Below are 11,981 nucleotides of genomic sequence, written 5' to 3'. Positions count from 1 at the left end.
TAACTTTTATCGCTAACACTCTAATGACTCTTTGAGATAATTGCATATTATTCGCCAAGTAGATCATTACAAGCTTTTTCTTTTCCTCATATGATCGAGTAATCAAACTTTCCATTTCCTCAACCCCTTTAACAGGAACGTACAAAGTGAACGTTACCCATTTTGTTACTCCTGAATACTTCCCAAGGGAATTAAGAACCTTTAAACCCTTTAGTCATAGTGTTTATGAGCAGATGATTACATAATGCCGCCCATCCCCTTTTAGATTAAAATAACATTAAACAGGAAATGGAAGTCTCTCTATGAACGCTTTTTCGATTTAATTAAGATGCTCTTGGATAAATAGCACTTACAATTATGAGTATTATCCAGTCACAATCCAGTCATTAAAAAGGTTTATTTTATAAACACTAGACTGGTGATACATAAAAAGGTAAACTTTCAACATAATAAGACCGGCAGTTTTCCGACTGGTTAAAAATAGAATTGAAGAACCCTGGCTTATCCAGGGTTCTTGCTTTTTCGTTCATCCTTCAAAAAATACGAGTGAAGAAACCTTTTCTGTGATTTAAATAAAAAAGTCAACATGTAATGTTGACTTTAAGTTATCTTATTTTACTGCTTCTTTAAGGCTTTTCCCCGGCTTGAATGCAGGTACTTTACTTGCTGCTATTTCTATTTCCTCACCTGTTTGCGGATTACGACCTTTACGTGCTGCCCTCTCTCTTGATTCAAAGTTACCAAATCCAATTAATTGAACACTATCTTCGCTTGCAAGTGCTTCTGTAATGGATTCCAAAGTGGCATCAACGGCTTTTCCTGCATTCTCCTTAGATAGCTCAGAATCCCCAGCAACTTTATTAACTAATTCTGTTTTATTCATAAATATCTCTCCTTTTTTATAACAACACACTTTTATTTTTACCATATATATCCTTAGTTATCAAGGTAAAGAGAGACTTCGGTTATTTACCTGGTTGACCGTTACAGTTTAAATGATGCACTTAACTCAAATTTAAGCGACATGGTTTCAGTAAGTCTTATTAAAGGGTTATGAATGAAATGATAAGTTTATCATAAAAAGCAATGGAGATAGGCCCTCCATTGCCTAATTTCTTTTCTATCAGATTACTTCTAATCGCTGTAACAACAGCTTGGGTACGGTCGTTAACTTTCATCTTGTGTAAAATATTGCTCACATGGTTTTTAAACGTTTTTTCACTAATATAAAGCGACTCAGCAAGACCGCGGTTACTACTTCCGTCCGCCAACAGCTGCAACACTTCACACTCACGGCGTGTAAGCAGATGAAGGGGCTTACGATACTGTACCGTTTGGTATGAGTTCTCTCCCGGGCTTTCTAATAACCGGTGATATTCCGCCATTAAACTATGCGTCACTTTTGGATGTAAGTAAGATCCGCCATTAGCGACTACTTTAATCGCTTCTATTAAAGCATCAGAATCCATTTCTTTTAACAAGTACCCGTGAGCCCCTGATTTAAGAGCGTGGGTTACGTAGTTTTCATCATCATGAATGGAAAGAATGATCATTTTCAGGTCTGGATAACGATCTTTAATCTTCGCTGTTGCTTCTATGCCGTTCATGTCAGGCATGCTAATATCCATCAATACAATATCAGGGTTATTTTTTTCGATAAGGTCGAAAGCTGCAGTTCCATCATCGCCTTCTGCAATGACTTCAAAGCTGGATTCAAAATCCAATATTCGTTTCACACCTTCACGAAATAGTTTATGATCCTCAATTAATACAAGTCTGGTCGCCATAAGTTACCCCCTACCCTCCCCATTTGCTTCTTTATTTTTTACGAATAAAAAGATTCTCATTTTCTCTGTCTATTTTATGTCGCCCTAATCCTACCTTTATTATAAACGCTTCACACCCTTTTTACATAGGTCTCAAATGGGATTAACTATATAAAGACAATTTTATCAAGAAGATGTCTATTGCATTGGTGAGTTGGATCCACCATATTTATCTCAATATGGTCCATTTTTGATACTAACTGTGAATTTCAGTGATAAATGGCGCATTAATTTGAGTGCTATTTGTCGTAAGGAGCTGATCCCTAGACATTGGTCGCTATATAAAAAAACCATACGAGTTTTTCGTATGGTTTTAAAAGATTTTTTATAAATTGGAAGAACAGCTTATCAATAAATTTACTGATATTCTATTCTAAAAGCTCCCCAATAATGGAGGTAAACTTAAATTACGAGAACAATAACATCTACGGGCGTAATTATCACATTAATTAATAAGCATATATTTATGTTTAAACCGAAATCCATTCACAATTCGTCAGCACCTGGTTTTCTCCACGGAAACCACTTCTGTTCCATTTATCTAGATCGGATTGGCTTTAGCATCAATTTTTGCCCGATCACCAGTCATCTTTGCCCATCTATCTACCCAAGCAAATTTTCTTCCTTGGGATTCGCTTTCCCGTTCTAGCAGACAAAACATCACCATTGTAAATTATATCAGAAGGAATTAGCCCTCATAAATGTTCGTTTTGATCATAATTAAAATAAATATTAATCATAAATCCACAGATTTTGAGACGTAACAATAACCGTTAGGAAGTAATACATAATATATTATTTGGGTATCCCCGGGTTAGTACCAAAGATTAATGACCATTATTTACATTCGTTTTCAGGTGAATAGTCATTGATTCCTTTTGAGTTGTTTGAACATTTTATAGATAAAAAAAAACCTCTATAGATAGAATCGACTCTTGAAATCGATACATTCATACGTTTTAATAATCCTAAAGTATCTCGATTTAAGTGACATCCATCACACGCTCTCTGCCATAAAGGGGTTAATACATCTTGCATTCTTCCAAGCAGTAGATGGTTCATCCTTACATGTTCAAGAAGGAATAAGCTAGCTCCTGGTTTACTTACTCTTTGGATTTCTTTGAGAGCTTGTACCGGATCTGGAATCGTACAAAATACAAGCGTTGCTACTACTGAGTCAAATGTATTTTCTTCAAATGGAAGTTTTTCCGCCTTGACTAAATAGGTTTTAATTGTCGCTCGGGATCGTTTTATACGTTTAAATGATTGTTTCCTCATCAAAGGGTTGGGTTCGATTGCATCTACCCGTGTTGCATTCTTATAGTAAGGAAAATTCGCACCTGTACCTGATCCGATTTCTAGTACTCTCCCCGTTGCTTCGCTTACCAGTATTTTTCTAACCTTTTTGAACTTGGCTTGTTCCAAAGGGGTCATTGCCATATCATAAATCCGCGGAAACCATTTTCCCATCCTATTCACCTCTGTATGATCACCTGTAGATGAAATAAATAAGGCTTATCCATAAATAGAGTTTTTAAAATTTCACTGTCACACTCATATCCTCCAATAAAACAAAATACGTCCAAAACAACATCCATCCTATCTTCGTTAATGCCAATATAACACAATGTAACCGAAGGATACGAGTGGTCAAAAATCTACTTGAACATCACGACATCCCTCGTCTTTTGATAAAAGTGATAGCCAAATGGCTTTCGTATGTATGCGTGGCTGAAGCCACGTCCATCACCTTTAAGGGTCGGATGTTACTAATCTGCAAGCCAAAATTAATGCCAGTAAAATAAAGAAATAATCCTTCTGACTTCATGGGTGCAAATAAAGGATAAATAGCTTAGTGCCACCTTTTAAGGAAACTAATAAGTCACGGTGTCAAAGAAGAAGGAGTAGAATGGTTATGGCCAATGTTGTGGAGTTTCTAAAATTCGTAATTAAGATGAAGACAAGAATCGGCTTACTAAATTTTAGTTAAAGAAAAAAGGACGGTTTCTCGCTAGCCCCCCTTTTCGGTTAAGAGATATTGATAAGGGATTTTGTTGATCCTGTTGTAACTGCTGGTTTTGCTGGTCAGTTGTTGTGTCCTTGGTTTAGAGCCTCTTGCAGCTAGCATTAGGATTGAAAGTGAAAGGAAATAGGATATGAAAACGACCTTAGACATAGATATTTTAAATTTTCATTAAATGTTTCACCAATTAAAACTCTGTCTTGTTTTATTCCTTCATATAAAAGGCACCATGTATAGATATGGGAGTATTAAATAATTTTATTTGCTATTTGGCTTTATATATTTCATATATACAAGGTAATTAACACCACTTATTTTTCTGAATTTTGGTTTTATTCGTTTAAATTCTTTGTAACCTAGTTTTTCATATAGTTTTACCGCATTTATATTTGTATCTGCAACTTTTAAAACATACTCCCTATATTGAGGGAAAGTGAATATATAATTCATAATTGCTGTCGCAACACCTTTGCCTCTATATTTTGAAGCTGTTGCAACAAATTCAACAGAGGCTATTTTATTACCAGTTTCTAGCAGAGGTTTTTCAAATTCAGGTTTTAAAACAGTGTAGGCAATTGTACCTTTGTAAAACCCTAAATGTTTTCTTAATTCTTTTTTATTCAAGTAAACGGAAGAAAATTCACCATTGGTACAGGCTGTCATCCCTGCAATTTCACCTTCTATAATTGCGACGTAGAAAACACCAAGAACAAACATATGCTCTAAAGCTTCTGCTAGTTTTTTATTATCTTCTGAAAAATAAGTTGGGGGCTTACCAAAACTATCAACAAAAATCTCACTAATCTTCTTTTTTGGATTTCACCTAATTCACTGGCACGTTTAATTTCAATCATTATAATCCTCTTTCTTCCGCAATTAAATATTCAGAAATTATATAGCCTTTTCACTAAAGGAATTACCATTGTAATTGCTCGATTTATGTAAAAATCCCCTTAAAATCTCCGTTTATTTTAAAAATCCAATTACATTTCCATGATTTGTACTGTTTATTAACCATCTTTACCGGTTCTTTAATACAGTTTTTCTAACAAATTTAAGATTTCCCTCTGTTCGAGACGTATGTTTCGATATGATGACCTTATGAGAAGGAATCATTTCAATTGGCACCTTCCTAATATTTGGAATGTCGGCGATACCCCATGCCCATCAAGATTAGTGACAATAAATGTAACTGGGTAAATGAATGATGCAAAGCGTAATTACTTACGTAAGATAAATAGAACAAAGGCTGTTTAGCATTGGGTTATTATTTAGTCAACGAAGTGGAGGATTAGCCCCTCCACTTTGCTTTAAAGTTACAAAGGAACAATGAAACCATCAAAAAAGATCCCTACACTCGAGAATGAAAACTCCTGCATAATATGGACCGATTCAGAAAAAGCGCACTCTTATTACATTAGTACGCCTATGCGCCCATTTGAAGAATATTTTACGTAATATTGGAAGTAAATTTATATAGAATTAATACTATTTTATTAAACTTAATTTGAATGTATAAAGACTACTTATGTAAGAAGGAGGCTATTTTATGAAATTAAAATCTCTTGGTATTAGTATTGTTACCATCGCTATTACCGCTATCTTAATCACAACAAATTCTTTCAGTTCTCCCGTTCAAGGGAAAACAAATGAAAATGAAAAGCTGCAATTCAACGCTGATGGGAAGTATCGAATCGTACAGTTTAATGACATTCAAGATGATGAGGATATCGATCCCCGGACGATAGAATTAATGAATACAGTGCTTGATGAGCAGAAGCCTGATTTGGCCATTTTAAATGGCGATATGCTTAACGCTGATCTGGAAACACCGGAGGAGGTGAAGCAAGCCATAAAAACTATTACCCAACCGATGGAAGATAGAGGGGTACAATGGGCGGTAACCTTCGGCAACCATGATGAGGACCATACACCGAAGACCGGGTTAGATGAAGAAGAAATGCTAGAAATCTATATGTCTTATGAACATAACGTCAATAAGCCCGGACCAAAAGATATTACCGGAACAGGAAATACAAACCTTGTTATCAATAATTCCAAAAATACAAAACCGGCATTTAATATTTGGCTGTTTGACAGCGGAAGATACGCACCCGAGGAAATTGCAGGGCAGGATTTCGAAGGTTATCAAACCTGGGATTGGCTCCGCCACGATCAGGTTCAGTGGTATACTGAAACTTCTAAAAAACTGGAGAAAACAACCGGACATAAGGTTCCTTCGTTAGCGTTCATGCATATTCCTCTCCCGGAATTTGAATATATGTGGTATGCTAGCCCATCTGAAAGAACAGAAGAAAGCCATGCAAAAGCTGTGGAAAAACATAATATCAGAGGCGAAAAGAATGAGTGTGTTTGTACTGGTCCATTTAACAGCGGAATGTTTGCTGCTATGCTGGAGAGAGGCGACGTAAAAGGTGTGTTTTCTGGCCATGATCACATCAATACATATGTTGGGGACTATTATGGAATCAAATTAGGCTATGCAGGAAGCGTAGGATTTGGAGCTTATGGCCTTGGCGAGGAGGAAAATCACAGATTACGTGGTGCCCGGGTGTTCAACTTAGATGAAAATACGAAGGATGGAATTGTCGACACCGAAATGGTTTTTGCGAAAGACTATGGAATACAGTAAAAAAGGATTAACTGCAGTTATACTGTTAATAGATTAGCAAAAGAATATTATAGGATAAGCCACCCTGTCAAAAGTAACGGGTGGCTTTTTTGTATCTGGCTCTATCCATCTCATTTACAGCAGAGAAGTATTCATATACTTAATGCTATTCTATTTACTTTCTAAAAGTTCTCCCCTTATTCCATTAAATGGCCCGTTCGTGATATAAATGCAGTAATATTTTCAATACTTCCTTCCTTAGAAACGTATGTTCTGATATCATGACCTTATGAGAAAGATGGAATCAATTTCAATTAGTAATCTCCCCTGATGTCCTGATTGTTACATAGATTCCGTCCTTCTCTTCTTTTTAACATATATGTTCAATCATGGTACACTACCTAAACCATTTAATTCCCTCTATTTTATTGTAAAATAAAAAGACGGCACGGAGCCGCCCGTATATTATTCCGTCGGAGCTTCTTCATGGTCTGTTATAAACCGTCCTTTTGTAATTGATGCCGTAAGAAAAGACGGCGTGGGAGAGCCGTCCTTTTCCGTATTCTTCATATACACATTAATTAATAGATGGCACCTACGCTATTATCAGTCATTAATAGAGCCGTTTGGAGCTTATCTAGTTCTGCCGTCCAGTTGTCTATAGAGCGTTGTAGCTTATTCGCTTCCCCTTGATTGCCCTTTTCAGCCTGTATGTTTGCGACTTCTCGAAAAGTATGAACTAATCGTTTATACTCCGAGATGATATCGCTTAATTGACGATCCCCTTTAAGGTCGATAAAGAACGCTATAACTTCTTGAGCTTCTTCACGGTCTTTGATAGTCCAGTTACGTATGATCTCTTTTCCTTCGATCATCGGCTTTCCGTCGATCTGCTTCGCCAGTTCACTCATGTTATAACCTCCCCGTGTCCTTTTTATTACTTCGCGTATTCTTCATGCTCCCCTAATTACATTACACTTACGTTACATTACTGTCATTGATTTGTAAACTGCTTTTCTAGTAAATTTATTTTCCGTTAAATCCATACCTCTCGAAATAGTAGAGGAAGTTGTAAGTGCTTCACAGAAAGCCCAAAAAGGGGTCCAGTCAGGAGAATTCAGATTTACAACGATAAGCATTAGAAAGTATTAAATGGTGGGGTTTAACAACGGTAAGGAGGAGTATTAAGTTTTGATACATGTATATGAGACAATCTGAACACCTAGAATCGTAGCTCTATATATTCTCAATGGAGTAAACCCTAATGAAATGAAAAAGGCTGAACGGCAAAAGCCGTCCAGTCTATAAGTAATTATCTTGTTAAGCAATCGCGCCCCTTTTCATGAAGACTTGATTTCAAGATAATATTAATCATGATCTTCCGCTTTTGCCCTCTTTAAAGGAATAGCTTTGTAAAAGGCTTTTGGGAGATGCTTCATTATTCTATATAAAAAAGCGACTATTCCTCAAAAGCGATAGTCGCTATCCCAACACATATTCAATTTTTCGCTAGGGAAGCATGGAGGTTCTTAGTAAAGTCTTCAACGAATTTCTGGCAGCGTTTCACGTCATCTTCCTCTGGCGTTAGTTCCACCTTAAGCGATGGGATCAAAATCTTCGCTCCACATGCTGCAAGTTGTTCTTCAAATTTATCAACGGCTCCTCCATATGCTGGATACATCGAATCACATGAACCAAAACATGCGGCTGCTTTTCCGCTTAAATCAACAACCGCCAAATCCTCATAGAAATCTTCCAATTCATAAGGGACATCGCCGTCCCCCCACGTGTAACTGCCTAACAGGATCGCATCATAATTCAACAAATCCTCTACTTCAACATCATCCATATCTATTTGAAAAAGGGAAACAGAAACTTTCAATTCCAGCAAGTGAGTTTCAATAATCTCTGCGATTTCCTCGGTGTTTCCCGACATACTGGCGAATAGTACGACTACTCTTTGCATACATTCTACCTCCTCACCTCAAGTTTAGTTGATAATGATTATCATTGTCAAATGAGTGCATAAAAAAGAAGCTTTCACTTAAAAGCTTCTTTTCTAGAATTACATAATCCAACCTATTCGGCCGCACAAGAAGGAGAAGTGTTCTTGTTAGGGTATATTCAAAGACCTGACAATTAATAGAGGCATCCTTTATTGAATAATCACGCTCCTTTTAAAAGAAGATTCGATACTAAGATAAAGTGGCACCAAGCTTCTATTAGCTGGTATTCACAAAGAAAGAGCGCAAGTCTTCAGTTTAAACTGCACCCCATTTGTGGAAGAACAAAAGCGAAAACCTTGATCACCCCGACAACCGTAAGACCTCGAGGGAGTAGGCGCTGGAGCTGAACGTGGCTCTTGATGAAAAAGGACATTATTGAGCCAAAAATTTATACTTTCTTATACTTGGGACGTTAAAGTTTTAGCTACATCGAATCCCTTACTGGCTAAAAATTTCCTAAAGTACGTAAAAAGATGCGAACGATCTATGCATATTTTTAAAGCAACAGTCCTCATCCAAAATGCGTGTCTTTCTTTACATATTTATAATAAATAGTTAAACAACATTAATATCATTCCGATACAATAGTCTTAAATATTAGATTAATAGAGGAGTGATTTTATGAGTAAATTTGGCAAGTCTGTTTTGGCTGGTATGGCAGCTTTGTTCCTTATAGGGCAAACCGTAGTTACTACTTCTGCACAGGCCCACTCAGGAACCACCAGCAGCAAAGAAATCCAATCTGCCATGCAATCAGAAAACAAGAAAAAAGAAATGGAAGCCCGCTCTATTGACCATGTAAGATTAATAGGAGCTTTCAATCTGCCTCATGAAATGACCTATAAAGGAACAGTGGTTGGTGGCTTTTCCGGTATCACGTACAACCCTCACAACAATAAATGGCTGATCATTAGTGATGACAGGTCATATCATAACCCGGCAAGACTTTATGAAGCGAAAATTAACTATAACTTCAGGGGTTTTCAGACCGTTAACCTAGTCGATATCACTTACTTGAAACAGCCTGGTAACACCGTTTATCCAAACAAAAATCAATTCCTTTCCAGTACAGAGGGGATTGTTGCAGACCCAGAATCAATCCGCTTTGATCCACAAAACAGAAGCATCTGGTATACAAGTGAAGGCGATCGTTCCCTTGGTTTGAATCCATTTATTCGTCAAGCCACACCAGACGGCAGCTTTATTTCCGAATTGCCTTTAACAGAGACTGCAATCATGGATGAACAGTATGAAAAAGGATTCCGAAACAACTTAGCATTGGAAGGCAGCACATTCTCTGCGGACGGGGAAACATACTGGACGGCAATGGAAGGGCCGCTTCTTCAGGATGATGCCATACCAACACCTGAATCAGGAGCATTATCACGAATCACCCAATATGACAGAGAAGGAAATGTATTAGCTGAATATGCCTATCCGATTGATGCTATTCCAGAACAACCGGGGGATGGGAAACATGCAGACAATGGTGTAACCGAGATTTTAGCTATCAATGATCAGGAACTGTTAGTGCTAGAACGTGCCAGTGTTCAAGCAGAAGATGGTAGCTACAGCAACTATGTAAGGGTTTATAAAATAAATGTAAACGGAGCGACGGACATCAGCAGTATGGAATCAATAGACAAGGAGAATATCATCCCATTTCAGAAAGAACTGGTCGTTAACTTAAATACCCTTGCACTTGATAAAGTGGATAATGTAGAGGGAATGACCTGGGGCAAAAAGCTCCCAAACGGAAATGACACCCTGGTTCTGGTTTCAGACAATAACTTCAATCGAAGCCAAATCACACAGATAATCGCTGTGGAAATTATACCTGAGGATAAATAAAGGAAAGAACACACTTAGGAAAAGTACAATAAAGAAGAAGCTCTGCATCTGTCAGCAAAGCTTCTTCTTTATTTCTATAGATTTATATATTTTTTCTTTCAGGAACCGAGTTTTTAAATACCAGCCATTTCGTGTAAAAAATACCTTCCTTTTCTAGTTCATACGCTATTGTGCGATAGCCATCAAGTATTGCTTTGAAATAAAGTTTGATCAAAATACCTCACAGACCAGCATTTTACGATAAATAATAAGGATCCATTTTGAAAAAAAGTTTGATCATTTTCTACCTGCGTTACTCCACTAAACTCCCTTATCTGGAATAAAATTCACTTTTATCTCGAATTCAAGTCTTCCAGATAATGGCCCTTATGCGGAAGACTTGAACTGAAGATATTCTAGTTCTCAATAATTAATATCATCTATTAACACGTTTCATTTATACCGTTTAAGAAGTTCACTTTGGTTTCTCTAAGGTTTTAATAAATTCATTAAGTTTCGTTATCTTGTTTGTTTTAAATGCAATCCCTTTTTCATCAGTAATTATATATGTAGGCGAACCCTCATATAACTCTAACAACTCCTCTGTGTTTTTAACATCACTGACAGAATGGGTTACCTGTATTCTTTGAAAAGGAAAATTTGCTGCAACAGAACTAGGATAGGCATCATATCCTCCCTCTTCATTTGGTTCGGGATGATAGGTATAAAGCCCATACCCTTCTTCTACTGTCAGTTCCTGAACAATCTCTTGTTTGGAATAAGGTGTGACAGTTACCGTTTGGGATTCATAGGCAGGCAGTTTACTATAATTTAACAGATCATCCTTTGTAACTAGTTTTTCTTCATAATTCTCTCCAATTTCTACGGCTACTTTTTGCCCCTGCTTTAAACCATTAAATGAATCCACTTCACCTTTCACTTCTAAACTTTTATCTGTCTTAACTAAAAAAGCTTCGATTGACTTCTGTTTTTTATCGTGGTCCATCTCTTGTTCTGCCATTAACTCATCTTCAACAAAGACGACAAACGTCTTCTTCTCATGATTTACTTCGAATATATTACCCTCAATAGAAACAGTATTATTATTGGAGCATCCAGCTAAAAGTATGGTTATAACCATGATGATCCCCACGTTCTTATACATAAGAAATTCCCCTTGAATTTGAAGTGATTGGTAATAATATTAGCGTATCATATAAGTTTAAAGGGAACGACCAAACAAAAGAGCGATCATCTTTTTTAAGAATATCCCCTAGTCTTGAAGGCAATATTATATTCATATAAATTTTAACTTAATTCTTTTCACTGTATCAAAACGTCAATACTTCTTTGACCTCGCTTAATAATTTTGCACTTCCTTTCCTTGCTTTTATTACAACTGAATATTGCCATCACTTAGATCCAGTCTTGCCATTTTTTTGATCCATTCAAATAGGTTATATGAAAATAGGCATTTAGTTCTATACTGAAAGAGTGCGCCTATTTTGGGGTCTTGACAAGGAGCCTCTGTGGTAATAATTTTAGGCAATAAACGGCAGCTAAAAGCTTGCCTGGCAAGGAAGCCTATCATTACCACCCCTCCTTGTAAAGACCGTGGGTGGAAAAGGATAGACTAATAACACTCACCCCATTAGATTACTGTA

At 36.8% G+C, this 11,981-nt stretch carries 9 protein-coding genes; 2 read left to right on the top strand and 7 right to left on the bottom strand.

Translation table 11 applies throughout. The features are described 5' to 3' along the window. Positions 1-610 precede the first annotated feature (610 nt). The 4 genes from MUO14_RS23490 to MUO14_RS23475 form a co-directional block, all read right to left on the bottom strand. On the bottom strand, positions 611-883 hold the full coding sequence (locus MUO14_RS23490) for an HU family DNA-binding protein (RefSeq protein WP_244752904.1): 273 nt from the start codon (positions 881-883) through the stop codon (positions 611-613). Between the two features lie 160 nt (positions 884-1,043). Further along, positions 1,044-1,787, bottom strand: a complete 744-nt coding sequence (locus MUO14_RS23485) for a response regulator (protein WP_304654203.1) — start codon at positions 1,785-1,787, stop codon at positions 1,044-1,046. Positions 1,788-2,663: 876 nt separating this feature from the next. Further along, complete coding sequence (locus tag MUO14_RS23480) at positions 2,664-3,296, bottom strand: class I SAM-dependent methyltransferase (RefSeq protein WP_244752903.1); 633 nt, start codon at positions 3,294-3,296, stop codon at positions 2,664-2,666. Between the two features lie 811 nt (positions 3,297-4,107). After that, on the bottom strand, positions 4,108-4,566 hold the full coding sequence (locus MUO14_RS23475; protein WP_244752902.1) for a GNAT family N-acetyltransferase: 459 nt from the start codon (positions 4,564-4,566) through the stop codon (positions 4,108-4,110). An 832-nt stretch (positions 4,567-5,398) separates the two neighbouring features. Here MUO14_RS23475 and MUO14_RS23470 point away from each other — a divergent pair. Further along, positions 5,399-6,502 (top strand): metallophosphoesterase family protein, encoded by a 1,104-nt coding sequence (locus MUO14_RS23470; RefSeq protein ID WP_244752901.1) that lies wholly within the window; start codon positions 5,399-5,401, stop codon positions 6,500-6,502. A gap of 560 nt (positions 6,503-7,062) precedes the next feature. Here MUO14_RS23470 and MUO14_RS23465 read toward each other — a convergent pair. Together MUO14_RS23465 and MUO14_RS23460 are read right to left on the bottom strand one after the other, a co-directional pair. Further along, positions 7,063-7,392 (bottom strand): hypothetical protein, encoded by a 330-nt coding sequence (locus tag MUO14_RS23465; protein WP_244752900.1) that lies wholly within the window; start codon positions 7,390-7,392, stop codon positions 7,063-7,065. A 587-nt stretch (positions 7,393-7,979) separates the two neighbouring features. Then, entirely contained in the window at positions 7,980-8,447 is a 468-nt protein-coding gene (locus tag MUO14_RS23460) for a flavodoxin (protein ID WP_244752899.1), read from the bottom strand. Between the two features lie 661 nt (positions 8,448-9,108). Between MUO14_RS23460 and MUO14_RS23455 the strand changes: the two genes are divergently transcribed. Next, entirely contained in the window at positions 9,109-10,338 is a 1,230-nt protein-coding gene (locus tag MUO14_RS23455) for an esterase-like activity of phytase family protein (protein WP_244752898.1), read from the top strand. A gap of 454 nt (positions 10,339-10,792) precedes the next feature. Here MUO14_RS23455 and MUO14_RS23450 read toward each other — a convergent pair whose 3' ends face one another. Continuing rightward, positions 10,793-11,482: a hypothetical protein gene (locus tag MUO14_RS23450; RefSeq protein ID WP_244752897.1), complete on the bottom strand. Its 690-nt coding sequence runs from the start codon at positions 11,480-11,482 to the stop codon at positions 10,793-10,795. Between the last annotated feature and the right edge of the window lie 499 nt (positions 11,483-11,981).

Source organism: Halobacillus shinanisalinarum (assembly GCF_022919835.1).
Classification (GTDB): Bacteria; Bacillota; Bacilli; order Bacillales; family Halobacillaceae; genus Halobacillus_A; species Halobacillus_A shinanisalinarum.
This window is presented reverse-complemented; position numbering and strand designations above follow the sequence as displayed.

Bases quoted from the DNA above. Each gene is read 5' to 3' on its own strand.
- MUO14_RS23490 (WP_244752904.1), bottom strand. From the start codon at position 883: ATGAATAAAACAGAATTAGTTAATAAAGTTGCTGGGGATTCTGAGCTA.
- MUO14_RS23485 (WP_304654203.1), bottom strand. From the start codon at position 1,787: ATGGCGACCAGACTTGTATTAATTGAGGATCATAAACTATTTCGTGAA.
- MUO14_RS23480 (WP_244752903.1), bottom strand. From the start codon at position 3,296: ATGGGAAAATGGTTTCCGCGGATTTATGATATGGCAATGACCCCTTTG.
- MUO14_RS23475 (WP_244752902.1), bottom strand. From the start codon at position 4,566: ATGTTTGTTCTTGGTGTTTTCTACGTCGCAATTATAGAAGGTGAAATT.
- MUO14_RS23470 (WP_244752901.1), top strand. From the start codon at position 5,399: ATGAAATTAAAATCTCTTGGTATTAGTATTGTTACCATCGCTATTACC.
- MUO14_RS23465 (WP_244752900.1), bottom strand. From the start codon at position 7,392: ATGAGTGAACTGGCGAAGCAGATCGACGGAAAGCCGATGATCGAAGGA.
- MUO14_RS23460 (WP_244752899.1), bottom strand. From the start codon at position 8,447: ATGCAAAGAGTAGTCGTACTATTCGCCAGTATGTCGGGAAACACCGAG.
- MUO14_RS23455 (WP_244752898.1), top strand. From the start codon at position 9,109: ATGAGTAAATTTGGCAAGTCTGTTTTGGCTGGTATGGCAGCTTTGTTC.
- MUO14_RS23450 (WP_244752897.1), bottom strand. From the start codon at position 11,482: ATGTATAAGAACGTGGGGATCATCATGGTTATAACCATACTTTTAGCT.